Genomic DNA, 25,133 nt, shown 5'->3' on the forward strand with positions numbered 1-25,133 from the left:
GCGGATTAGGCGGGGAGATTCATCTCTGGGACGTCGCCCTCAATAATCAGCTTGCCGGCGGTTTTTTGCTGAATTTCCTCGACGCTGACACCGGGTGCGCGCTCGCGCAGATAAAATGCGCCATCTTTGACCTCTAGCATGGCCAGATCGGTAATGATGCGGTTAATGCAATTTACCCCAGTCAGTGGCAGGCTACAGTTTTCCAATAGCTTAGAATTACCGTACTTATCCGCATGAGTCATGGTAACGATGATATTTTTTGCACCTGCTACCAGATCCATCGCGCCGCCCATGCCTTTGACCAGTTTGCCCGGGATCATCCAGCTGGCGATATTGCCATTGGCATCCACCTCAAATGCGCCTAATACCGTAACGTCCACATGACCGCCGCGGATCATGGCAAAACTTTCTGCTGAGCTGAAAATTGATGCGCCGGTAATCGCCGTTACCGTTTCTTTACCGGCGTTAATCATGTCCGCATCGACTTGCTCATCGCTGGGATACGGCCCCATGCCAAGCAAACCGTTTTCGGACTGCAGCATCACACTGATGCCATCTGGTACGTAATTGGCCGCCAGAGTAGGGATGCCAATGCCAAGATTGACGTAATTTCCATCCTTGAATTCCTGCGCCACGCGCATGGCAATTTGGTCTCTGCTTAATGCCATGATTTACTCCTTATTACGGGTTACGCGGCGTTCAATGCGTTTTTCAAACGTGCCCTGAATAACACGATTTACATAGATGCCAGGGGTATGAATTTCGCTGGGAGACAGTTCGCCGGGTTCGACGATCTCTTCTGCTTCCACCACGGTAATTTTGCCTGCTGTGGCCGCCATAGGGTTGAAGTTTTGCGCAGTGTGACGATACACACAGTTACCGTAGCGATCGACTTTCCAGGCTTTCACGATGGCGAAGTCACCGGTGATAGACTCTTCCATAATATAAGGACGACCATGAAATTCGCGCACTTCTTTGCCATCACCCACTGGGGTGCCGTAGCCGGTGGCCGTGAAAAAGGCTGGGATGCCTGCACCACCTGCACGCATTTTTTCAGCCAGGGTGCCTTGTGGTGTGAGTTCGACTTCCAACTCACCATTGAGCAATTGTCGTTCAAACAGGGCGTTTTCACCCACGTAGGATGACACCATCTTCTTGATTTGCTTATCTTCTAACAGCAGGCCCAGACCAAAACCGTCGACGCCACAGTTGTTGGACACTACGGTCAGGCCTTTAGTACCCATTTTTTTAATTTGTGCAATCAACCCTTCCGGGATCCCACACAACCCAAAGCCTCCGGCAATAATGGTCATATCATCTGTCAGACCTGCCATCGCCTCTTCATAGGTTGTGACTACTTTGTCAAATCCAGCCACGAAGCTTCCTCTTGTGTTAACGATTAGTTAGCGCGAGGTTAAGGGATTTGAACCGGGTTGGGTATAGTGCTTTAGATTTAATTACAATGAGGATGTAAAGAAAATTTGCAGCAGGGGTTACCACTTACGTTTGGGCGCAAAAATTTCATCCAGTTCGTTCTTTTCTGATTCGATTCGACGACGCAGATCCTCAGCACGATCCGCGCGGGTAGCTTCGTCCATATCTGCCAGTAACTTGGTAATCTCGGTCTTTTTGGTGTCAACGTAAGGATCTTGGCCTTTGCGGGCGTTCAGCGCGGCGAGACCTTTTTCCAAATATTGTCGGGCTGAACCTTGCATACCGGCCACTAAGGCGGATTTGGCGCGGCGAATCAGGGTATCGATATTCACCACTAACTGGAAGCGGGTCAGGATACCGTCTTCATAACTGTATAAGTTACTGTCGATCCGCGCTTTATTTAACTCGCTGCGCAGAATCATGCGTAATTTCTTAATGCCCTGAATCAGCGCAATGATCTGCTTTTCATGCTCGGGCAGGGTAAAACCATCAACGGTTAACGGCTCATCCAGATTAATCGATTTATTGGTTTGCTCCAGTTCACTGACGCGGCGGCGCATATCCGGGCTGGCTTGTAGTTCGAGGCTGTTTTTCAGCGCATTGATAATCCGGTTATGCAGGATAACTCGTAGGCGGTTAGAGACGGGCAGATGTTCGGCCACTGACAATACATCGTCAGTTTCATCAATAACGGCTTTGTGTTTAGCCAATTCAGCACGACGCTCCGCTTCGAGGCGCTCTTTGTTTTGCTGTAAGGCATTGATAAATATGACCACCAACACCAGCAACAGGGTCAGGCCTACAACGATTGATATACCCATTACTGAGCGGTTCCCGGGAAAGGCGCAGTGTGCACAAATTTATTCATATTATTTTTATCGACACAAACAGTACGTAACTTTATGTTAATTTACTGGCGTTAATTTAATCCGCTCAAGCACTTAAGTCTAGCGCGGCAACCACAGGCTGAACTGACTGCCGTTAAAATCACCAGCGTTTTGCAGGGCGATTTTCCCGTTGTGGCCATGGATTTCGTGCGCCTCAGCGATCATGCGTGCAAAATAAATTCCCAGCCCGGTTCGACCACTACTGAGTTCGACCTGCTGCATATCCATTTCTGCACTATCGAGCATGGCCTGTGGGTAGCCTGGTCCATCATCATCAACCTGAATAAGGGTATATTGGCCATCAATGCTGCCATGCAGACGAATGCGGCTGCGACAATAACGCATGGCGTTAATCACCATATCGTTCAGAAGTACAAAGGTCAGGTCATAATCCAAATACGCACTCAAATCAGAGGGGACGTCAATTTCAAGGGTAATACCTCGCATGCGTAGATACGGGGCGTTGGCGGTTTGGATATCGTTAAATAGGTCAATCAGATAGTGTTCATCCAGATTGATCGGCAGTGTGAGTTCCTGTGCACGGTAAAGGGACAGGATGTGCACCATACTGGTGTTAAGACGGTTAGCCTCATAGTGCAGTGAATTGATTTTCCGCTTTTGTTCGTCTGTAGCATGTTCCAGTTCTTCAGCAATTTCTTCAATGCTCCCCATCATCAGACTCAGGGAGTTTTTCATATCATGTACTGCGGCTGCGAGAATCATCGAAAAATCAGCCATTTAAATCTCCGGCGAGTCGATTACGGAACGTTTTACTTATAACCATTTTGATTAAGTTTATAAGGATTTACAAAATTTTATGGAATTAACCAGTGCATCGGTATATATATCGTGCATAAGAAAACTGAATAAACGGAACACTGCGCACTATGAAACTTCAGCAACTACGATACATCGTAGAAGTCTTACACAACAACCTCAATGTATCCGCCACTGCTGAAAGCTTATTTACCTCGCAACCTGGGATCAGTAAACAGGTGCGCATGCTGGAAGACGAACTGGGGATCCAGATTTTTGGCCGTAGCGGTAAGCACCTGACCCATGTCACCGACGCAGGGCAGGAAGTGATTCACATCGCGCAGCAGATCCTGGCGAAAGTAGAGAGCATTAAGTCGGTAGCCCGTGAGCACACGTTGCCGGATCAGGGCAAACTCAACATTGCCACCACCCACACTCAGGCGCGCTATGCGCTGCCACCAGTGATCCGCGGATTTATGGAAAAATTCCCGCGCGTATCCCTGCATATGCACCAGGGCACGCCTAGCCAAATTGCCGACTTAGCCTCAAAGGGTGAAGCGGATTTTGTTATCGCCACCGAAGCGCTGCATGTGTATCACGATCTGATTATGTTGCCCTGTTATCACTGGAATCGCAGCGTGATAGTGAATCGAGACCATCCATTGGCGAAAAAGCAAAGCATCAGTATTGAAGATTTAGCTCAGTATCCGTTGGTCACCTATGTATTCGGTTTCACCGGCCGTAGTGAGCTGGATCGCGCATTTAGCGCGGCAGGACTGGAGCCGAAAATTTCCTTTACCGCCACCGATGCGGATGTGATTAAAACCTATGTGCGTCTAGGCCTGGGGATTGGAGTTATCGCATCCATGGCGGTAGATGAAAAAATTGATGGGGATCTGGTGCGCATTGATGCCAGTCATTTGTTTGACTACAGCACCACCAAAATTGGTTTCCGCAAAGGAACCTTCCTGCGTACCTATATGTACGATTTTATCGAGCGTTTTGCCCCACATCTGACCAAAGAGGTGGTAGAGCGTGCCTGCATGCTGAAAAACAATGACGATGTTGAAGCCATGTTTAAAAAGCTGACCTTACCGGTTCGTTAAGCGTCAGGCTGATAAGGGCGCATGCCGATTGCGCTGCGCCCGGCTTTCCCAGATTTTTTCATGAATGGCATAGGCAACCGTGTTGATCGCCGGTTCAATCAGCGCCAACAATCCACCAACCCAAATACTTCCGGTTAGCAAATAAGCCACGCAAAACGCGACGCTAAAGTGGGTCAGGGCAAAGGTAAGAGTTTTCATCCGGGCTCTCCAATCAAGATTTAGCTAAGCATAACGGCGCATCTATATTCAATCGAATGAATTGATTGGATTTTGATAATAGATTTAAGTGAATTAAAAAAGGCCGCGTTGGCGGCCTTTTTGATTAGCATTCAATGATATTGACGGCGAGACCACCACGGGCGGTTTCTTTGTATTTAGACTTCATGTCATTACCTGTATCCCACATGGTTTTAATCACTTTATCCAGGGATACTTTGTGGTCGCCGCTGCCGCGCAGCGCCAAACGCGCCGCATTGATGGCCTTTATAGCGCCCATGGCATTACGCTCGATACAAGGTACCTGTACCAGGCCACCGACGGGATCACAGGTCAGGCCAAGGTTGTGCTCCATGCCAATTTCAGCTGCGTTTTCTACCGCGGAAATTGAACCGCCTAAGATTTCGCACAGACCACCGGCAGCCATAGAACAAGCCACGCCGACTTCACCCTGGCAGCCCACTTCGGCGCCACTAATCGAGGCATTTTTCTTGTATAAGATACCAATGGCGGCGGCGGTCAGGAAATAACGGGCGACCGTGTTGTGGTCTACCGGGCGGACAAACTGATCAAAGTAGCGTAACACTGCGGGAATAATTCCTGCCGCGCCGTTGGTCGGGGCGGTGACGACGCGGCCACCGGCTGCGTTTTCTTCGTTAACTGCCAGTGCAAACAGGTTGATCCAGTCCATTGGTTGCATCGGATCGGCACTATGTTCACTGACCAGACGGCGGTAAAGGCCCGGTGCACGACGCATCACTTTTAAGCCACCGGGTAATACGCCTTCGGTATCGATACCGCGCTGAATACAGCTCAGCATTACCTGCCAGATATGCCACAGTTGATCCTTGATGTCTTTTTCGCTGCGTAACGAGCGTTCATTACGCATCATCAGTGAACTGATACTCAGACCGTTATCTTTGCATTGCTGCAACAACGCGGCGGCGCTGTCAAACGGGAAGGGGACATCGACTTCATTGATGATCGCTTCCTGTTTTTGGCTGGTGAATTCCTCTTCTTTAAGAATAAAGCCACCACCAATGCTGTAATAACTTTGCGAGCGCAGTACCACGTCACCCTGTTTAGCATGAAATGTCAGGCCATTTGCGTGCAGCGGTAAACACTTGCGACGGTGGAAGACAATTGCGTCCTGACGGGGGAAACGAATGATCTTTTCTCCCAGCACATTAAGGGTTTGCTCGCGCTCGATGGTGGCCAAGCGTCCATCGACGCTGTCCACATCGACCGTTTCCGGATCATCACCTTCGAGGCCCAGGATCACCGCTTTGCCGGTACCATGACCTTTACCGGTCTGGCCTAACGAGCCAAATAATTCTGTTTCAATACTATCGACGTTTGCCAGCAGGCCGTCTTGTTTTAATTCGTTCACAAACGTGCAGGCGGCGCGCATCGGGCCCACAGTATGGGAGCTCGACGGGCCAATGCCTATCTTGAACATATCAAACACGCTGATCATGTAGGGTTCCGTTTTCTAAAATTGTGCCGATTGTCTATGAAGTCTGCTTACAACAAAAGCACACCGGCAGGATAAGCTGGTTAATGGAATGTAAAGATTAGTTGCAGGCCAGAGGCAATGCAGGGTGATTATACCCTGAGTAAGTGACTTAGGTTGCGGATAAAAGCAGCAGTCGCACCCCAAATTAACTTGTCGGTCCACGGAATAAAGTAGATGGGAAAGTCCCGTCCGTGACGATTTACCCAGTGCACGTGCTGATTCGCCGGGTGAATTAAATGGGCCAACGGCACGCTGAATATACTCTCGACTTCACTGGGATCGGCGTTTAACGCCGGCAATTGCGCCGTCCAGCCGATAAACGGGGTAACTTCAAACCCACTGATTGTTTTGTAAGGGCTCAGTTGCCCAACCGGGGTAATGTGACTGGCAGGCAGGGCGATTTCTTCCTCACATTCTCTCAGCGCGGTGGCCAGTAAATCACTATCTGCGGGTTCACGCCCGCCACCGGGAAAGCTGATTTGCCCACCATGGTGACGTAAATGTGAGGCGCGTACAGTGAATAACATTTCTAACTCGTCTTCGCCAAAAAGTGTCATCATAACCGCCGCCTGGCGGGCACTATGGCGCAGGGGATAGTCTGGTTCACTATGCCGGGCGGTTTGGCAGTGAAAGCGTGAAAAAAACGTCGTTTTATCCACCCATGTTCTCCAGTACAGGCAGAATTTTATTCACCTTATGATAGGTCTCCTGATATTCGCTGTCGGCTGCAGAGTCCAACACCAGTCCACCACCTGCCCAACAATAAATTTTGCCTTGTTCACACAGCAGGGTACGAATGGTAATACTGGTATCCATATGGCCGTGATAACTGACGTAACCAATACTGCCACAATAAATATTACGCCGTTGTGGCTCTAATTCTTCAATGACCTGCATCGCACGGATTTTTGGTGCACCGGTAATCGAACCGCCGGGAAACGCACCGCGCAATAAATCTAGAGGGTGGCTATTGTCAGCCAATTCGCCTGTTACGGTGGATACCAGATGGTGCACCGCGGGAAAGGTTTCAATCGCAAAAAGAGACGGCACCTTTACGCTACCGGGTTTGCAGTGTTTGCTTAAATCATTGCGCAGCAGGTCGACAATCATCAGGTTTTCGGCGCGATCTTTCTCTGATGCCTGCAATTGGGCAATTTCCTGCGCGTCTTTATGCGCGTCGTGGTGATTAGGGCGCGTGCCTTTAATCGGTTTGGTTTCCACTCGTTTATTGTCGACCTGTAAAAATCGCTCGGGCGAAGCGCTTAGGATTGCGGACTCGGGCAAGCGGATAAAAGCCGAAAATGGCGCGTTATTGGCTCGGCGTAATGCCAAAAATGCCTGCCATTCATCGCCTTCGTAGCTGGCATCAAAGCGCTGCGCCAGATTGACCTGATAACAGTCGCCGGCGCGCAGATAATCCTGCACCTGATTAAATTTCTGGCTGTACTGCGCTTCATTCATATTGGCCTGCCACGGGCGGGTCAACCTGAAAGCTGTTTTGCGAGCGACCAGATTCGCGGCTAGGGTTTCCCATTCACTGGCTTGTGCCAAATCCTGCTGCGAATAACCGGTCAGGTATATGTGGCCGTTGCTGCGCTCCTTAATAATCGCCCAGCGATATATACCCACCGCCATATCCGGCGTTATGTATGGGGATTCGGCCGCAACCGGCAATGTTTCAAAGCGTCTGCCCAGATCGTAGCCAAAGTGGCCCATCGCACCGGCGTAAAACGGCAGGTTTGCCGGCGTGATACTGCCACTGAAATGCTGCCCTAATGCACGCTGTAGCAAGTTCAGCGGATCATCATCTGAGGTAATGCTTTTATTCGATGCCGTATCGGTAATGGTGGTGGTATTTCCTTGGGTCACCAGAGTGCTGACCGGTTCAGCCACCAACAGATCATAACGGGCGTTGACATGGTCACTGTTGCCACTATCGAGCAACATGGCCCAGCTCTGCTGACTAATCTGTTGAAATAGCTCAAAAAGTTCTATGTCAGGCGAAATATTTAATCGAACGGCGTGCACTGGCTGATTTCTTGTCTGAATTTTACGGTTAATTGGTTTAGCAGGCTGGATACGCCTGCGGCGCAAGGCTATCATAATGCCACTTTTTTAACGACAGGTTGGCATAAATGGATGCCGCCCATGCGGGGAATTAACATGACAGTTATCCGTCAACAGGATTTCATTGATAGCATCGAAGATGCGTTGCAGTTCATTTCGTATTATCACCCACTGGATTATGTGAAGGCCGTCGAAGAGGCGTATAACAAAGAACAAAGCCAGGCCGCCAAAGATGCCATGGCGCAAATCCTGATTAATTCGCGTATGTCGGCCGAAGGTCACCGACCTTTATGTCAGGACACAGGTATCGTCACCTGTTTTGTCAAAATCGGTATGCAGGTGCAGTGGGACAAGCACGACCTGACGGTACAGCAAATGGTTGATGAAGGTACCCGTCGTGCCTATACCAATCCGGATAACCCTCTGCGTGCTTCAATTGTGGCTGATCCTGCCGGTGCGCGCAAAAATACCAAAGACAATACTCCGGCCGTGGTGCATATCGATATGGTGCCGGGCGATAAAATTGAAGTGATGATTGCGGCCAAAGGCGGCGGCTCTGAAAACAAATCCAAGATGGCGATGTTAAACCCTAGTGACGATATCGCTGAGTGGGTAGTCAAAACCCTGCCGACTATGGGCGCGGGCTGGTGTCCGCCGGGTATGATTGGTCTGGGCATCGGTGGTACTGCCGAAAAAGCTGCAGTATTGGCCAAAGAGTCGTTAATGGATCCGGTTGATATTCAGGAGTTGATCGCCCGTGGCCCGCAAACTACTGAAGAAAAATTGCGTGTCGACATCTATGACAAAGTCAATAAATTGGGGATTGGTGCCCAGGGCCTTGGCGGCTTGACGACAGTGGTCGATGTAAAAATTAAATCTGTGCCAACTCATGCGGCATCCAAACCTGTGGTATTGATCCCAAACTGCGCTGCTACCCGCCATGCGCATTTTTATCTTGACGGTAGTGGTCCGGCAGAGCTTAAGCCACCCAAACTGGAAGATTGGCCAGAAGTGACCTGGGAAGTGGCAGAAGGCACACGCCGCGTCAATATGGATGGCCTGACCAAAGCCGATATTCAGGATTGGAAAGTGGGTGAGACCATTTTACTGTCAGGTAAGATGCTAACAGGGCGTGATGCTGCGCATAAACGTATTCAAACCATGCTGGACAGTGGCGAAGGTTTGCCAGAAGGTGTGGATCTGACCAACCGCTTTATTTATTACGTTGGTCCGGTTGATGCGGTAGGTAACGAAGTGGTTGGCCCAGCCGGTCCAACGACGGCGACGCGCATGGATAAATTTACCGATATGATGCTGGAGCAAACCGGCTTAATCGGCATGATAGGTAAAGCAGAGCGTGGACCGGCAGCGGTAGAAAGTATTGCCAAACACAATGCGGTATATTTGATGGCTGTAGGTGGTGCTGCGTATCTGGTATCCAAGGCAATTAAAAAGTCCCGCGTGGTCGCGTTCGAAGATTTAGGTATGGAAGCGATTTATGAGTTTGAAGTCGAAGATATGCCTGTCACGGTTGCGGTAGATAGCACGGGCGCCAATGCCCATCAGACCGGGCCAGCGATTTGGAAAGCCAAAATTGCCGATCTGGACAGTGTGCTGAAAGCTAAGTAATTATAAGGGCCTGAATTCAGGCCCTTTTTTCTAAGAATAACAACAAGGAACGCTATGTCTCTGGATATAACGACACTGTCAATTCTGGCTGCCGTGCTTGCAGTCGTGATCGGTTATGGTATCGGCGCTGCAATTGGTCGCAGTAAAAATAATGCGCTCAGTCAGGATAACCAACAGTTGCAGGATAAACTTTCTCAACAGCTAACGGTATTGCAGGAAAAAGAACAAAAGCTTGATCAACTGTATGAAGAACAGCGTCAATTGGAGCGCCAGGCAGGCGAGCTAGCGCCGTTAAAGCTTCAGGTAAGTCAGTTGCGTGAAGAGTTGGTACAGTGGCAGGGTAAATGGCAACAGGCCGAGCAACGGGCCTCCCAGTTACGCACAGAGCTGGAAGCCAATCAGGCCAGATTCGATGGGGTCAACCAGTCTAACGAAGACAAAATTGCCCTGTTGCAACAGGCCGAACAACGCCTGACTCAGCAATTTGAGAACCTTGCCAATAAGATCTTTGAACAAAAAACCGAGAAATTCAGTCAGGCCAATAAACAGGGACTGGATGCCATTCTGACACCACTTAAAGAGCAGATTGATGGCTTTAAAAAACAAGTCAGTGACCAGTATGTAAAAGAAGGCCAGGAGCGGGCGTCTTTAAAAACCGAGATTCTGACCCTTAAAGAGTTAAATCAGCGCATTACCGAAGATGCGGCCGCACTGACCAAAGCATTAAAAGGCGATAACAAGCAGCAGGGGAACTGGGGCGAGGTGGTGCTGAGTAAAATCCTCGATCAATCCGGCTTACGTGAGGGCCATGAGTTTCATACCCAAAGTCACCTGCGTAGTGATGAGGGTAAAGCGTTTAAGCCTGACGTGATTGTCGACTTGCCTCAGCAAAAGCAGGTGATCATCGACTCCAAGGTATCGTTATCCGCTTATGAGCGTTACTTTAATGAGCAAGACGATAGTTTGCGTGATAAGCATCTCAGCGAACACGTGGCTTCGATTCGCAGCCATATCAAAGAGTTGGGTAAGAAGGACTATCAGAAGCTGGAAGGGGTAAAAACCTTGGATTATATCCTGATGTTTATCCCCATTGAGCCAGCGTTTTTACTGGCGTTGGATAAAGAACCGGATTTAGTCAAATTGGCGCTGGATAATAATATTATGTTGGTCAGCCCGACCAACTTGCTGGTGGCGCTGCGTACGATTAATAATATCTGGCAGTATGAATACCAGAATCAGAATGCTCAGCAAATCGCGAAGAAAGCTGCTGATTTATATGACAAATTTGTCGCCTTCAGTGAAGATATGCTGACCTTGGGCAGAAATCTGGAAACGGTACAAAAGCGTTATGACGGTGCCATGAACAAACTCAGTGAAGGGCGGGGAAATCTGGTGCGCCGCGCGGAAGAGTTTCGTACCTTAGGGGTGCAGAGCAGTAAAAAGCTCGACCAAAAATTGTTAGAGGCCGATTCAGGAACCGAAGAGCAGGAATAATCGCCGATGAAAGTAAAACAGATTATGACCGCACCGGTCGTCTCGGTGGAAATGGATGACCGCTTGCATGTGGTGTACGACATTTTTCGTAATGTACGCTTTCATCACCTGATTGTACTGGCCGAGAAAAAGATGGTGGGGATCTTGTCCGACCGGGATTTACTCAAAGCCATAAGCCCACGGGTCGGCACCAAGCTTGCCGACCCTCATGACGATGCGACGCTGAACAAACGCGTGCATCAGATTATGACCCGAGACGTGATTACCATTCATGAAGAAGCAGGCGTGTTGGCGGCGATTAAATTATTCAATCGCCACACTATTTCCTGTTTACCGGTAGTAAATGACAGTGGTAATTGCGTAGGTATTCTGTCCTGGCGGGATATTTTCCGTCAGATTGAAAAAACCTACGGCTAATGTTTTTTGCCGGCAAAACGCCTAACGCTTAGCAATCCTAAAGCTAACACAAGCAGCGTTAAGGATTTGGGCTCAGAAATCAAAATCGTCACGGAACTTTGTGGATCTCTAGCCCAGACATTAATGTGCGAGTATGCCCGCGGATTATTCTCACCGTTGACGAAATCGCCGGTAGAAATTGTCCCGCTTAACAAGTAGGGGTTGTCCAGCGTTAAGGGCGAAAGAGGATTATTAGTCAACTCGTTCGCGAAGATTTGGTTAAAGTCGAAATCGTAAACCGCAAACCCTCCTGTAGATGGACCGGCTCCAGTTTTGACCGAAAATAATAAATGGTCAAAAGTTGCGCCGCCTAGCAAGGTTTGGACTTTATCTACAATGCCTGGCAGTGGTGTAAGCGTCCAACTACAAAATGTGTCTCCCGCGTTGCACGAGAAGGTAATATTGATCAGATCACCAATATTAATTTGCTCTGAAGTCGCGATGTAGGGTGATGGTCCAGCATTACTGTAACTAATGTTGCCATCATTAATATTGGCAAGATGGATCCATCCAGGATCAGTGAAATTGCCGTCCCCATCGAGATCCTGTAGCTGATTTGGGTCGATAAATTCAAGCCCGGTAAATAATGGAGACCCGCCATTGACGTTTTGGAATGCTTCGCCATTTAGCAAACCGTCATAGAGCTGACCAATATTGGGGTGAGGTTCGCTCAATCCGCCAGCATCATCATTTTCACCCTCGAAAATCAGGCAGCTATTTGCATAATACCCCGGATTGATAGGTCCACTTGCGAGTAAATTCGTACCAGGATCTACAACGTCCGCTACGCCAAGCAAGGCTGCATTTGTTGTTGAACAGGTTAATTCTGCGCGAGTGAATGACGCGAGTAACAACATGGATAAACCAAATACTAACTTCAGTGTGGATGACATTTTCATTGGCTTCGTCTCCATATGGACCCTCGCTCGGATGAACGATTTTATTGTCCATAGTAGAAACAAGCATATTTTGAACCAAAAAAATAACTGTATACATTTTATACAGTTACAAAAAGGAGCTATGAAAGAACATGCACTTTAGTAAAATTTTTTGACATTAAAATCTCAAGTTGAGAGCGTCACACAGAAAACGTTGTAAGGGTTGCGCACGACCATACTGGCGTGCCACCCATTCACATAAATCGTCCTGTTGTGCCTGCTGCCAGTCAAACTCCTGAATGCCAATAAAATCTTTGCGTTTAATTTCTTCGATCAGTGGGTGCGCCGCATCATAGCCTCGAGGCGGGCGCTGCAGGGATTCGCCGCTGAGCTGATAGGACTCACAAAATGGTTGGTGGGTAATGGCATCCTGGTACTGTGCGCTTTGATTGGCGATTTTGTCGCGGATAGACTTAAGGGCGTCCGCCGCCGGATGCCAAACGCCCACACCAAGAAAACACTGCTCGGGATGCAAATGGAAATAAAACCCGGGGGCGTGCACGTCTTTGCCTAATTCATGGCGAAACTGAATGCCAATATTGGTTTTAAACGGCGATTTGTCCGCACTGAAACGGACATCCCGATATACCCGCATCAATGAACCACCGACTTTTTTCGGCACGGCTTCATAGTAAGGCGAAATCATCTTGATCCAGCTCTGCATATCGCTGATAAACGCCAAAGCCGGTTCCCGAACGTGCTGTTCGTAACGCTGTTTATTGTCGGCAAACCAAAGTTTGTCGTTATTAACGCTAAGTTCGCGCAAAAAGCGCAGGGTTTCCCCGGAAAAATAGCTCATATACAGTTCTCAGTACTTGCGCCGTTCCAGCCCGGTAATGGCGAGAATTTTGGCGGAGATTTCTTCGATGGAAAAAGCTGTACTATCAAGAAACGGGATTTTTTCTTTACGGTACAGGTTTTCTACTTCGCGCAACTCAATACGGCATTGCTGCAGAGATGCGTAACGGCTGTTGGCGCGACGTTCAGTGCGGATGTCATGCAGACGTTGCGCAGCAATCGTCAGGCCAAACAGCTTGTGTTTGAAGCGTTTTAACACAGCCGGAAGTTTCAGTGTGTCGCGCATATCATCTTCGGTAAACGGGTAATTAGCCGCTTTAATCCCGTATTGTAATGCCAGATATAAACTGGTGGGGGTTTTGCCTGAGCGGGAGACCCCACACAGAATAATATCCGCCTCACCATAGTCTTTCAGATTTGAGCCGTCATCATTGGCTAACGCAAAATTAACCGCTTCAATCCGAATATCATAAGTCGTTTCATGAATACTATGGGTGCGATGTTTTTCTGGTTTGGCTTTTACACCCAAGGCTTCTTCAATTTGCGGCACAAAATGATTGAGAAAATCGTAATTAACTCCCTCCGATTGACAAATAATTTGCCGCACTTCGGGATTAACGATGGTGTGAAACACCAAAGGTCGCTCACCCGTTTCTTGAAAACTTACAGAAATTTTCTGATTCACTTCCAGTGCCTGTTCGGCGGTTTCAATAAACGGAATCGTTACGTGTTTGAACTGAACAGGGAATAAAGACAGCAATGCGTGGCCAAACACTTCGCTGGTAATTGCTGTTCCGTCGGAAATATAAAATGACTTACGCAAAACAACTCCTTAACAATGTTGTAATTTAATTACCAAAATAAATAAGAGTTTACTTTTTAATTCCGCACATCATAAAATTCTGCGCAAAAATAGCCAGCATTCAAGGAGTTGAGTGCGGCAAACCCACAAGATGGCGTGATAATAATTTCTGCTTTCAGGGCGAAAAAAACAATAAAAAGGGCCGTGAAATTCACCACACCACCACAACAGGAGTACCCTACAGTGCACCAATACGTTTTATGGTATCAACAGCTTGGCATGGGCGATGTTGAAAAGGTTGGGGGCAAGAATGCCTCTTTGGGTGAGATGATTTCTAACCTGGCCAACGCCGGTGTAGAAGTCCCCGGTGGCTTTGCCACAACTGCTGACGCTTTCAATGATTTTCTGGAGCAAAGCGGATTGGATGCACGTATCCATGCACTATTGGATACACTGGATGTCGATGACGTTAACGCACTGGCCGTCGCAGGTAAAACTATCCGTGACTGGATCATTGATACCCCTTTCCAACCAGAACTGGCCACGCAAATCCAACAGGCATTTAGCCAGTTACAGGGTGAAATGGGTGATGAGGCGTCGTTCGCGGTGCGTTCTTCCGCTACTGCCGAAGATATGCCGGATGCCTCCTTCGCAGGTCAGCAGGAAACTTTCCTGAATGTGAAAGGCTATGATGCGGTCATGACCGCCATCAAGCATGTGTTCGCATCCTTGTTTAATGATCGCGCCATCTCGTATCGGGTCCACCAGGGCTATGACCACAAAGGTGTGGCATTGTCGGCAGGTGTTCAACGCATGGTGCGCAGTGATATCGCTGCATCAGGCGTGATGTTCTCCATTGATACCGAGTCGGGTTTTGATCAAGTCGTTTTTATTACCAGTTCCTATGGTCTGGGCGAAATGGTGGTACAGGGCGCGGTCAACCCTGATGAATTTTATGTGCACAAACCAACCTTACTGTCAGGAAAAAAGTCGATTTTGCGCCGCAATATTGGCAGTAAGATGACCAAAATGATCTACTCCAGCGATTTATCTCACGGTAAACAGGTGGAAATCGTGGATGTTGAGCCTGCCGAGCGTCACAGTTTTTCTATCAGCGATGATGAAGTGCAACAGTTGGCCAAACAGGCGCTGATCATTGAAAAACATTATGGCCGTCCGATGGATATCGAATGGGCCAAAGATGGCCTGGACGGCAAACTGTATATTGTTCAGGCGCGTCCAGAAACAGTGCGCAGCCGGGAAGACGTGCAGGTTATCGAACGTTTTAACCTCAAAGGCAAAGCCGGCGTAATCTGTCAGGGGCGTGCTATCGGTCACAAGATTGGTGCGGGTACGGCTAAAGTGCTCTCTGGGATTGAAGAAATGGACAAGATCCAGCCCGGTGATGTACTGGTTACAGACATGACAGATCCGGATTGGGAGCCGATTATGAAACGTGCAGCGGCTATCGTGACCAATCGTGGCGGGCGCACCTGTCACGCCGCCATCATCGCACGTGAGCTAGGTATTCCAGCGGTGGTTGGATGCGGTGATGCGACAACATCTATTAAACACGGTCAACCGATTACCGTATCCTGCGCAGAAGGTGATACCGGTTTTATCTATGACGATAAGCTGGACTTTGATGTCACAACGTCGCGCATCGATAGTATGCCGGATTTACCGTTAAAAATTATGATGAACGTGGGTAACCCGGATACAGCCTTTGGCTTTGCCCGCTTGCCGCATGCGGGTGTTGGTCTGGCTCGTCTGGAATTTATTATCAATCGTATGATTGGTGTGCATCCGAAAGCCTTGCTGAATTACGAGCAGCAGCCAGAAGATGTAAAACAGGACATCGATCTAATGATGGCCGGTTATTCATCACCGCGTGAGTTTTATATCGCCAGACTGGCTGAGGGCATCTCAACTATAGCGGCCGCGTTTTCACCGCAAAAGGTTATCGTACGCATGTCGGACTTTAAGTCTAACGAGTACTTTAATCTGGTGGGTGGATATCAGTATGAGCCGGATGAAGAAAATCCTATGTTAGGCTTCCGCGGTGCCAGCCGGTATATCGACCCGTCGTTCCGTGATTGTTTTGCATTGGAGTGTGAAGCAATCAAGCGGGTGCGCAATGAAATGGGGCTCACTAATGTGGAAATTATGATCCCATTCGTGCGCACGCTGGATGAAGGTCGTGCGGTCATTGAACTGTTAGCCGAGCAGGGACTGAAGAAAGGCGAAGACGGCTTACGCGTGATTATGATGTGTGAGTTGCCATCCAATGCGCTACTGGCCGATGAGTTTTTGGATATCTTCGATGGATTCTCCATCGGCTCCAATGATTTGACCCAGCTGACTTTGGGTTTGGATCGCGACTCAGGTGTCATTGCCCATTTATTTGATGAGCGCAATGCGGCAGTTAAAGCGCTGCTCGCCATGGCAATTAAGGCGGCTAAGGCGCGTGGCAAATATGTCGGGATCTGCGGCCAGGGTCCATCCGATCATCCTGACTTCGCTGCCTGGTTGGTGGAACAGGGGATTGACAGTGTCTCACTCAATCCAGATACCGTGGTAGAAACCTGGTTGTATCTGGGTAAACAATACGCCAACGCGTAAATGCAAAAAGGCCGCAATATTGCGGCCTTTCTTGTTTTTTAATTGCGCATCTTGCGATTAAGCAGTGCCTGGTCCAGTTTGCGTGCACCGCGACCACTGGCCCTTTGCACTTTGCGTAACCAATGTCTGGCGGGTGGGTAGTCGATACTCATCAGCATTAGCCCGCCGAGCAAAATGAACATGGAACCCGGTAAAATAAAGCCAATAATGCCGATAGTTATCAGAATTATCGCGATGAAGACACGTAGCTTACGCATAAATTACTGCCTCTTTTATACAACCATGAAACCAGTCTATCCCGCCGTGTAAAAAGAGTAAAAATGGCGTTTGTAACATTCTGTTATTAGCAAAGGGAATCAGTATAATGGCGTATCATTTGCCACGTCAGTACAGGCCATGCTCCCGCTTCTAGATCCGAACGCGTCATTGCAACAATCATATCTCGAGTTTCTTCAGCAGCTTAAAAAAGCCGGATTCGCAGGCGATATTCAGTCAGGTTATGCCACCCGTATTGCCTACAGCACGGATAATTCGGTATATCAGAAGCTACCGCAAGCGGTGGTGTTACCAAAAAATACCGATGATTTGGTTATTCTTGGCAAACTCAGCGCCAAAGCGCAATTTAGTGATATTCGTTTCAGTCCACGTGGCGGCGGTACCGGAACTAATGGTCAATCTCTGACGGCTGGGATTGTGGTGGATATGTCGCGCCATATGAACAAGATCCTGGAATTTAATGCCGACGAGGGTTGGGTCAGGGTACAAGCTGGCGTGGTAAAAGATCAGCTGAATGAATATCTCAAACCCCACGGTTATTTCTTCGCCCCCGATTTATCCACCAGTAATCGTGCAACCATCGGTGGCATGATCAATACAGATGCATCGGGTCAGGGGAGTCTGGTGTATGGCAAAACCAGCGATCACGTATTAGGCCTTAAGTCGGTGTTATTCAACGGTGATGTGGTGGAAACCTCGCCGATGCCGCTGTCACAGGCTCAACAAGTTGCGGCTGATGCATGCCACCCTTTAAACGCTATCATGGCGCAGATCCTGGAAACAGCGATTGGTAAACGTCAGGAAATTATTGCCAAATTTCCACGCCTGAATCGTTTTTTAACCGGTTATGATCTGGAACACGTGCTTTCAAATGACCAACAGCATGTGGATGTGAGCCGGATCATAACAGGCTCGGAAGGCACGTTGGCGTTTGTGACTGAGGCCCGGCTGAATGTTACACCTATTGCCAAATTTAAGGCTCTGGTAAATGTGAAGTATGACTCGTTTGAGTCAGCGCTGCGTCACGCGCCACAAATGGTGGCGGCACAGGCGACCTCAGTGGAAACTGTGGACAGCAAGGTACTTAATCTGGCCCGTGAAGACATTGTTTGGCACAGCGTAAAAGACCTGATTGAGGATGTGCCGGGCAAATCCATGTTAGGCCTGAACATGGTCGAATATAACGCAGAAGAACCGGCAAATTTCCGTGCCAAGCTGGATGGACTGTTAGCCAGTCTGGATGCGGATATGGTGGTGGGACGCAATGGTGTTATCGGTTATCAGGTGACTGAAGATACCGGCCAAATCGCAAAAATTTACGCTATGCGTAAGAAAGCGGTCGGTTTGTTGGGTAAGGCTAAAGGCTGGGCAAAACCAGTCGCGTTTGCCGAAGACACCGCCGTACCTCCCGAAAATCTGGCTGATTTTATTCTGGAGTTTCGCGAACTGCTTGACGCAAAAGGCCTGCAATATGGCATGTTTGGCCACGTGGATGCCGGCGTGTTGCATGTTCGTCCTGCTCTGGATTTAAGTGATCCCACACAAGAAGCCTTACTACAAACCTTGTCTGATGAGGTAGTGGCGCTGGTGGCCAAATATGGCGGTTTAATGTGGGGCGAGCATGGCAAAGGCTATCGTTCCGAATATGGGCCTGCGTTTTTTGGTGATGAGCTATTTACCGAATTACGCAAGATAAAGCGCGCTTTCGATCCGCTGAATAAACTGAATCCGGGCAAGATTTGTACGCCGTTGGAATCAGAGGAATCTCTCGTACGGGTGAGTGACGAAAAGCGCGGTGCATTTGACCGGCAAATCCCTATCGAAGTGCGCGACAGCTATGCTCCTGCGATGAATTGTAACGGCAATGGCCTGTGTTTTAACTACGACACTAAGTCCCCTATGTGCCCATCGTTTAAGGTAACCGGTGATCGTCGTCACAGTCCAAAAGGCAGGGCAGGTATGGTGCGTGAATGGCTGCGTCAGTTAGCCAATCAGCAGGTTGATATTCAGACTCTCGAGCAGCAGAGTTTTACGCAGCCAACTCCGCGCTGGAAAAAACGGCCGATGAGCCATGATCCCCATGACTTTTCCCATGAGGTGAAAGACGTAATGGATCACTGTCTGGCTTGTAAGGCCTGTACCAGTCAGTGTCCTGTTAATGTGGATGTACCGGGTTTCCGCGCGCGATTTTTAAACTTGTATTACCAGCGTTATCAGCGTCCACTGCGCGACAGCCTGGTCGCCAACGTAGAGAAAATGGCGCCTTGGCTGGCAAAATTTCCGCGTCTGGTAAACCGTATTATGACTCTGGCACCGGTCAAACATTATCTGCACAAACGCGTGGGGTATGTGGATGCGCCACTGTTATCCAGCCCGACATTGCAGTCGCGCATTCGGGGCAACTATCAGTTTGATTTGCAAAAACTGACCTCGTTGAATGTTCGGCAGAAAAGTAAAACTGTGCTGATTGTGCAGGATCCCTTTACCAGCTTCTATGAGGCTGAACTTGTCGCCGATTGCCTGAATTTGCTGGAAAAATTGGGTTATCAACCTGTCCTTCTGCCGTTTAAACCCAACGGCAAGCCTCAACACGTAAAAGGCTATTTGCAGGAATTTGCTGCAACGGCAAAAAACGCAGCGGAGTTTCTACAGCAATTGGCTGCGCTGGATTTGCCCATGCTGGGGTTAGACGCGTCCATGGTGCTGTGTTATCGCGATGAATACAGTAAGGCACTGGGCGATGCAAGGGGTGATTTCCATGTGCAATTGCTGCATGAGTGGCTGGTAAGCCAACCGCTGAATGTCAGCCTGGCTGACGAGACTGACTATGTGCTGTTTACTCACTGTACTGAGAAAACCGCGTTACCTACCGTGGGCAATGCCTGGCTGCAAATATTTAAGCAAATGGGATTACGGTTAACCCTGGAAGAAACCGGCTGTTGTGGTATGGCGGGAACGTTTGGTCATGAAGCCGCACATCTGGATGAGTCAAAAGACATCTATGCACTTAGTTGGTATCCGGCGTTGCGGCAACATCAGCACCAGCAGGTATTGGTGACCGGATTTTCCTGTCGCAGTCAGGTCAAACGGATAGAGGGCTTCAAGCCGCTCCATCCGTTACAACTGTTAAACGCAAAGATCAGTGCATAAATTCAATGTGGGCAAGCTGGCACTGCTGTACCGGGCATGCCATTTTGCGCCGTGGAATGCCGGCGTCCATATAGGCTGGCCCAACAGGGGTGAAGCCTAGTTCCTGGTAGCGGGGAACAGCATCGATATCACATTGCACGCAAATCGACTCGATTTTTTGGCTGCGGGCGATATCTAATAACGCTGATACGAGGGTGTCGTACACTTCGCGTTTGCGCCATTCACGGCGTACGGCAATTCTGCCCAACTCACCCTCCGGTGTCAGGCGGCCGGTGGCAACGGCTTGCTTATCATCGGACTCGACTACGACGTGATAAGCACTATCGTCGCTGCGGTCGAATTCAATGTTTTGTGGGATCCTCCATTCAATTACAAACACTTTTTCCCGCAGTGTTTTTACTTCATGGCAATGGTGTTGCCAATTTACGTGCTTGACGCGAAGCGGCATGGGGTTAGGTCTCAATGTTACGGGACTATTAAGCGTAGAAGAGCAATCGATACTACTCAAGGCTCGCTATGTTTATGGCCGACTAACCAATACGTGGTTTGCAAACCAATACCGCGAATATCAATATCGCCCCGGGGTTCGAAAATAAAATGCTCGCGAACCAGCTGGTAGGTGGCCAGACTGACCTGGATTTTGCCTGCTTCGCCATAGCTTTCCATGCGGGATGCCAAATTAACTGTGTCGCCCCATACGTCATAGGAAAATTTATGCAAACCGACGACACCCCCTACCGCAGAGCCAGTGTGAATGCCAATCCTGAGCCGGTTAGGTAAGTGATGGCGCTGAGCAAAATCACTGAACAGCTGTTGCATACGCAAGGCAACCTCACAAGCACGCCAGGCGTGGTCAGCAAGTGCCAGAGGTGCGCCACAGACGATCATGATGCCATCGCCATTGGTTTTGATTTTTTCTAAGCCATAGCTTAAAAACAGCTGATCCATTTCACTGTAAAGCTCATTCAGCAGGCGAACTAAGCCCAGTTCGGTCAATTGTCTGGATAGGTGAGTGAAGCCTTCAATATCGGCGAAGATTACCGTGATTTCCGCGTAAAAATCGGCAATGGTGTCTTGATGGGCGCGCATTCTCTCGGCAATGCTATCAGGCAGAATATTGCTGAGTAACTCGTCTGAGCGAGCTCTCTCCTCGTCCAGCCGTCTGCGATCTATTTCCAGATTACGCTGAATAAAATAAGCGCACACTGCAAAACTTGCGACTAAAAACACCCAATTCGCCGGGCGCAAGAAGTGCTGGTAATCCGCACTCACCCCCTGGGTTTCAATGCTGTTCAGTACAATAAATGCCAGGGCATAAGTCGTTTGGAAGAGATAAATTTCCAATTTTGTTTGGCGCGAGAATAGGGTGGGCAGCAATAAAATGCCCAGCAGCAAAAAGATCTGCACGTGAGATTGATTGCCAAGATACAAAGTTGAGGCGCTGATATAGATAAAGTAAATCAGTGACAGCCAATAAACGGCCAGTTTATGTCGTTGCCAATGATTAAAAAGCGGTGTAAGCATCGTTAAACAGGCAAAAATACCGATAAGGAGAGCTTTCCCTGAGCCACCTTGCGTCCAATAACCAACACTGGCTGGCAATTGCAACAATAGGGTGAGGAGCATTATCAGCGAAATAACATTGGCGATGCGGATTGGACAGAAACTGTCCCGATCGGAATGTTGGTGGCCTGCTCTGAGCCAGATTCGCATCCATCCTGGCATCGTTTAAGTCCATTTAAACAAAAAGGGTGAATAAAGATTAGTTTATTCACCCTACAATTGCTTAATGCACCAGTGATAAATGTGGCTTATTGCAACTCATCTACAAACGCGATGGCACGACCAATATAACTGGCCGGTGTCATTTGCTTCAGGCTGATTTTTACCTGCTCAGGCAGCGCCAGATTATCAATAAAGTCGGCCATAATGGCCTGATTTACCCGTTTACCGCGCGTCAGTTCTTTTAGCTTTTCATAAGGTTTTTCAATGCCATAACGACGCATAACGGTTTGAATAGGCTCAGCCAGTAATTCCCAGTTGCTGTCCAGTTCATCCAATAAGCTTTGTTCGTTAACTTCCAGTTTGCTGATGCCTTTAAGGGTCGCCTGATAGGCAATGACCGCATAGCCCACACCCACACCCAGATTACGTAATACGGTAGAGTCAGTCAGGTCACGCTGCCAGCGGGATACCGGCAGTTTTTGCGCTAAATGGCCGAAAATGGCGTTGGCCAGCCCCAGATTGCCCTCTGAATTTTCAAAATCAATGGGATTGACCTTGTGTGGCATGGTCGAAGAGCCAATTTCGCCCGCAATGGTTTTTTGCTTGAAATGGCCAAGGGCGATATAGCCCCACACATCGCGATTAAAATCGATCAAAATAGTGTTGAAGCGTGCGACCGCGTCAAATAATTCTGCAATGTAGTCGTGTGGCTCAATTTGCGTGGTGTATGGATTCCAGCTGATACCCAGACTGCTAACGAAACGTTCTGACACCTCATGCCAGTTTACATCCGGATAGGCACTCAGGTGTGCGTTGTAGTTACCCACTGCACCGTTGATTTTACCTAACAGACTCACGGAGGCGATTTGTTCACGCTGTCGCTGCAATCGTACTGCCACGTTGGCCATTTCCTTACCCATAGTGGTCGGCGTTGCTGGTTGACCGTGAGTGCGCGCCATCATAGGAACAGATTGATAACGCTTGGCAAGGGTTTTAATTTCACCGATAAGCTTGTCGCAGTAGGGCAGGATGACCTGCTCACGAGCAGATTTGAGCATCAGTGCATGAGATAAATTATTGATATCTTCTGAGGTACAGGCGAAATGGATAAATTCGCTCACAGCCGCCAGTTCCGCGTTGCCGGCAACCTGTTCTTTTAGAAAATACTCGACTGCTTTAACATCGTGATTTGTCGTCGCTTCAATGTCTTTAACACGTTGGGCGTGTTCTACTGCGAAGCCACTAACAATGTTGTTCAGATGCTCATTGGCCTGTTGACTGAGAGCAGGCACTTCATCGATTCCGTCGATGCTGGCAAGTAGTTGTAACCAACGTACCTCTACCTCTACGCGATATTTGGTCAGACCAAATTCACTGAAAATGTCGCGAAGTTCGCTGGTTTTATTACCGTAACGTCCATCAACCGGGGAAATTGCGGTTAACGCTGAAAGTTCCATTGCCTGCTCCGATGATTAAAATTAATTATCCAGATAGCGCAGCGTTGCTGCAGCATCCTGTAAGATTCGTTTACGTGAAAATAAAATGTGGCGGCGTTTTCCGCCAAGCTGGCGCCACAATACCGTGGCACGAATGCCGCCCAGTAACAGGGCTCTGACCTTGTCCTGAATGGCAGGCTGACGCAGTAGCACAGTGTTGCCCGCTACTTGAATTTTGGGGCCTGCCGGACTCACTACATCACTGTATACACTGGCCATATTCGCCATCATCTGCGAACTGGTTATCTCATATAAGCCAGTTTGACGCTGCAACTGACCAATGCGCTGACCCAGCTGATTCAGCACGGTTTTGTTGTTGCTGATTTTACGTTCCAAGGCAAACAATCCGGCGATGTAGCGGGTTACCTCGGCGTCTTTATCGACCGGTGTTCCACCCAACTGATGGGCTAGAGTACGAAAGCCGCTGTGCAAATTTTGCAAACGGCCAAATATGACTTCAGGCGATTCTGCATCGATGACAAGAATCGCACCAAGAATGGTATCGACATCTGCGGTATCGGTAGTGCGCCCACGGGCAGTTTGTTGAACCAGCGTAGCAGCTTGACAAACCGCCGCTAATGCTAAAGTGGAGGGGGCAGGCTGATAACTCATCGTCTGAGGTATCGTCCGATTATGGCGCCACCCAGGCATTCTTCCCCGAGGTAAAATACCGCAGATTGGCCTGGCGTTACCGCTTTTTGTGGTTGATCGAATATTACTTCGATTTCGTCATCATTAAGGTAAGTCAGGGTACAGGGAATGTCTTCCTGTCTATAACGGGTTTTTACCGCGCAGCGCAGCGGTGTAGCTGGTTTCTCGCGACTGACCCAATGCATTTGGTTGGCAATTAATCCGTCTGAGTACAACAGACTGTGATCGCTGCCCTGGGCAACGATTAACACATTGCGTTGCATATCTTTTTCAACCACATACCAGGGTTCATCACCAAATTCAGCCAATCCCCCGATATGTAGGCCTTTTCGCTGTCCGAGAGTGTGGTACATCAGACCTTCATGACGTCCGATGACCTGACCCTCTGGCGTTTCGATATCACCGGGTTGAGCGGGAAGGTATTGTGACAAGAAATCTTTGAACTTACGCTCGCCAATAAAACAGATACCCGTGCTGTCTTTTTTATCTGCGGTTACTAGTCCTTGTTCTTCAGCGATGCGACGCACCTCTGGTTTTTCCAGTTCACCTACTGGGAACAGAGTTTGCGCGACATGTTCATGGCTTAAGGTGTATAAGAAGTAACTTTGGTCTTTGTTGCCATCCAATCCGCGCAAAAGTTGCCACTTGCCATTAACACACCGACGTCTGACGTAATGACCCGTAGCGATGTAATCGGCACCGAGTTCTTCTGCGGCGAATTCTAAGAAGGCTTTAAATTTGATTTCCTTGTTGCACATGATATCCGGATTCGGTGTGCGACCGGCTTTGTACTCAGCGAGGAAATATTCGAACACATTGTCCCAGTATTCCGCGGCGAAATTGATGGTGTGCAATACGATGCCTAACTTGTCGGCAACCGCTTGTGCGTCTTCCAGATCCTGTGCGGCGGCACAATATTCATCCGTATCATCTTCTTCCCAGTTTTTCATAAACAGGCCTTCGACCTGATAGCCTTGTTGCAACAATAAATAGGCGGAAACGGAAGAATCTACACCGCCGGACATTCCGACGATTACTTTGGTACGACTGTTATCTGACATGCGTTAGCGTTATGTGCTCGGTTAGGAATTTTGAGGGCGCGGAGTGTACCAAA

23 protein-coding genes are annotated in these 25,133 nt (G+C 48.8%); 6 read left to right on the forward strand and 17 right to left on the reverse strand.

What is annotated here, in order from left to right; genetic code table 11:
* Positions 1-5: 5 nt before the first annotated feature.
* The 4 genes from TK45_RS01480 to TK45_RS01495 all read right to left on the reverse strand — a co-directional run bounded on the left by TK45_RS01480 (position 6) and on the right by TK45_RS01495 (position 3,059).
* Entirely contained in the window at positions 6-668 is a 663-nt protein-coding gene (locus TK45_RS01480) for a CoA transferase subunit B (RefSeq protein ID WP_131256844.1), read from the reverse strand.
* 3 nt (positions 669-671) lie between these two features.
* The gene (locus tag TK45_RS01485; RefSeq protein WP_131256845.1) at positions 672-1,376 is read right to left on the reverse strand and encodes a CoA transferase subunit A; all 705 of its coding nucleotides are present in this window, start codon (positions 1,374-1,376) and stop codon (positions 672-674) included.
* Between the two features lie 117 nt (positions 1,377-1,493).
* A complete protein-coding gene (locus TK45_RS01490; RefSeq protein ID WP_131256846.1) occupies positions 1,494-2,255 on the reverse strand; it encodes a hypothetical protein in 762 nt (253 codons plus the stop codon).
* Between the two features lie 126 nt (positions 2,256-2,381).
* Positions 2,382-3,059 carry a sensor histidine kinase KdpD gene (locus TK45_RS01495; RefSeq protein WP_131256847.1) on the reverse strand — a complete coding sequence of 226 codons (678 nt, stop codon included), beginning with the start codon at positions 3,057-3,059 and terminating at the stop codon, positions 2,382-2,384.
* A gap of 149 nt (positions 3,060-3,208) precedes the next feature.
* On the opposite strand from TK45_RS01495, the gene cysB reads away from it, so the two are divergent.
* Entirely contained in the window at positions 3,209-4,183 is a 975-nt protein-coding gene (gene cysB, locus TK45_RS01500) for an HTH-type transcriptional regulator CysB (RefSeq protein WP_131256848.1), read from the forward strand.
* Positions 4,184-4,186: 3 nt separating this feature from the next.
* Here cysB and TK45_RS01505 read toward each other — a convergent pair whose 3' ends face one another.
* The 4 genes from TK45_RS01505 to pabB all read right to left on the reverse strand — a co-directional run bounded on the left by TK45_RS01505 (position 4,187) and on the right by pabB (position 7,943).
* Positions 4,187-4,381 carry a DUF2061 domain-containing protein gene (locus tag TK45_RS01505; protein ID WP_131256849.1) on the reverse strand — a complete coding sequence of 65 codons (195 nt, stop codon included), beginning with the start codon at positions 4,379-4,381 and terminating at the stop codon, positions 4,187-4,189.
* Positions 4,382-4,505: 124 nt separating this feature from the next.
* Positions 4,506-5,876, reverse strand: a complete 1,371-nt coding sequence (locus tag TK45_RS01510; RefSeq protein WP_131256850.1) for an L-serine ammonia-lyase — start codon at positions 5,874-5,876, stop codon at positions 4,506-4,508.
* 128 nt (positions 5,877-6,004) lie between these two features.
* Positions 6,005-6,574, reverse strand: coding sequence for a CoA pyrophosphatase (locus TK45_RS01515; protein ID WP_131256851.1), 570 nt, complete (start codon positions 6,572-6,574; stop codon positions 6,005-6,007).
* Positions 6,567-7,943 carry an aminodeoxychorismate synthase component I gene (pabB, locus tag TK45_RS01520; protein WP_256372523.1) on the reverse strand — a complete coding sequence of 459 codons (1,377 nt, stop codon included), beginning with the start codon at positions 7,941-7,943 and terminating at the stop codon, positions 6,567-6,569. The genes TK45_RS01515 and pabB overlap by 8 nt, the downstream gene beginning before the upstream one ends.
* 135 nt (positions 7,944-8,078) lie before the next feature.
* Here pabB and TK45_RS01525 point away from each other — a divergent pair, with 135 nt between their 5' ends.
* Genes TK45_RS01525 through TK45_RS01535 form a run of 3 tightly spaced genes read left to right on the forward strand, consistent with a single transcriptional unit; the run spans position 8,079 to position 11,522 of the window.
* The gene (locus tag TK45_RS01525) at positions 8,079-9,611 is read left to right on the forward strand and encodes a fumarate hydratase (protein ID WP_131256853.1); all 1,533 of its coding nucleotides are present in this window, start codon (positions 8,079-8,081) and stop codon (positions 9,609-9,611) included.
* Positions 9,612-9,665: 54 nt separating this feature from the next.
* The gene (gene rmuC, locus TK45_RS01530) at positions 9,666-11,105 is read left to right on the forward strand and encodes a DNA recombination protein RmuC (RefSeq protein ID WP_131256854.1); all 1,440 of its coding nucleotides are present in this window, start codon (positions 9,666-9,668) and stop codon (positions 11,103-11,105) included.
* A 6-nt stretch (positions 11,106-11,111) separates the two neighbouring features.
* A complete protein-coding gene (locus TK45_RS01535; RefSeq protein ID WP_131256855.1) occupies positions 11,112-11,522 on the forward strand; it encodes a CBS domain-containing protein in 411 nt (136 codons plus the stop codon).
* Here TK45_RS01535 and TK45_RS01540 read toward each other — a convergent pair.
* The 3 genes from TK45_RS01540 to TK45_RS01550 all read right to left on the reverse strand — a co-directional run bounded on the left by TK45_RS01540 (position 11,519) and on the right by TK45_RS01550 (position 14,120).
* Positions 11,519-12,460 carry a hypothetical protein gene (locus TK45_RS01540; protein ID WP_131256856.1) on the reverse strand — a complete coding sequence of 314 codons (942 nt, stop codon included), beginning with the start codon at positions 12,458-12,460 and terminating at the stop codon, positions 11,519-11,521. The two genes, TK45_RS01535 and TK45_RS01540, sit on opposite strands and share 4 nt — an antisense overlap.
* 157 nt (positions 12,461-12,617) lie before the next feature.
* Positions 12,618-13,298, reverse strand: coding sequence for a DUF2461 domain-containing protein (locus TK45_RS01545; protein ID WP_131256857.1), 681 nt, complete (start codon positions 13,296-13,298; stop codon positions 12,618-12,620).
* A 9-nt stretch (positions 13,299-13,307) separates the two neighbouring features.
* On the reverse strand, positions 13,308-14,120 hold the full coding sequence (locus TK45_RS01550; protein ID WP_131256858.1) for a pyruvate, water dikinase regulatory protein: 813 nt from the start codon (positions 14,118-14,120) through the stop codon (positions 13,308-13,310).
* Positions 14,121-14,342: 222 nt separating this feature from the next.
* Here TK45_RS01550 and ppsA point away from each other — a divergent pair, with 222 nt between their 5' ends.
* Complete coding sequence (gene ppsA, locus TK45_RS01555; protein WP_131256859.1) at positions 14,343-16,721, forward strand: phosphoenolpyruvate synthase; 2,379 nt, start codon at positions 14,343-14,345, stop codon at positions 16,719-16,721.
* Between the two features lie 38 nt (positions 16,722-16,759).
* Here ppsA and TK45_RS01560 read toward each other — a convergent pair whose 3' ends face one another.
* Positions 16,760-16,978, reverse strand: coding sequence for a tellurium resistance protein TerC (locus TK45_RS01560; protein WP_131256860.1), 219 nt, complete (start codon positions 16,976-16,978; stop codon positions 16,760-16,762).
* 139 nt (positions 16,979-17,117) lie between these two features.
* Between TK45_RS01560 and TK45_RS01565 the strand changes: the two genes are divergently transcribed.
* Positions 17,118-20,147 (forward strand): FAD-binding and (Fe-S)-binding domain-containing protein, encoded by a 3,030-nt coding sequence (locus tag TK45_RS01565; protein ID WP_131256861.1) that lies wholly within the window; start codon positions 17,118-17,120, stop codon positions 20,145-20,147.
* Here TK45_RS01565 and TK45_RS01570 read toward each other — a convergent pair.
* The 5 genes from TK45_RS01570 to mnmA form a co-directional block, all read right to left on the reverse strand.
* On the reverse strand, positions 20,137-20,595 hold the full coding sequence (locus tag TK45_RS01570; RefSeq protein ID WP_131256862.1) for a GNAT family N-acetyltransferase: 459 nt from the start codon (positions 20,593-20,595) through the stop codon (positions 20,137-20,139). The two genes, TK45_RS01565 and TK45_RS01570, sit on opposite strands and share 11 nt — an antisense overlap.
* A gap of 56 nt (positions 20,596-20,651) precedes the next feature.
* Positions 20,652-21,872 (reverse strand): adenylate/guanylate cyclase domain-containing protein, encoded by a 1,221-nt coding sequence (locus TK45_RS01575; protein ID WP_131256863.1) that lies wholly within the window; start codon positions 21,870-21,872, stop codon positions 20,652-20,654.
* Positions 21,873-21,958: 86 nt separating this feature from the next.
* Positions 21,959-23,329 carry an adenylosuccinate lyase gene (gene purB / locus TK45_RS01580; protein ID WP_131256864.1) on the reverse strand — a complete coding sequence of 457 codons (1,371 nt, stop codon included), beginning with the start codon at positions 23,327-23,329 and terminating at the stop codon, positions 21,959-21,961.
* Between the two features lie 21 nt (positions 23,330-23,350).
* On the reverse strand, positions 23,351-23,980 hold the full coding sequence (hflD, locus tag TK45_RS01585; RefSeq protein WP_131256865.1) for a high frequency lysogenization protein HflD: 630 nt from the start codon (positions 23,978-23,980) through the stop codon (positions 23,351-23,353).
* A complete protein-coding gene (gene mnmA / locus TK45_RS01590; RefSeq protein ID WP_131256866.1) occupies positions 23,977-25,080 on the reverse strand; it encodes a tRNA 2-thiouridine(34) synthase MnmA in 1,104 nt (367 codons plus the stop codon). The genes hflD and mnmA overlap by 4 nt, the downstream gene beginning before the upstream one ends.
* Positions 25,081-25,133: the final 53 nt, after the last annotated feature.

The organism is Bowmanella sp. JS7-9, from assembly GCF_004329715.1.
GTDB lineage: Bacteria > Pseudomonadota > Gammaproteobacteria > Enterobacterales > Alteromonadaceae > Pseudobowmanella > Pseudobowmanella zhangzhouensis.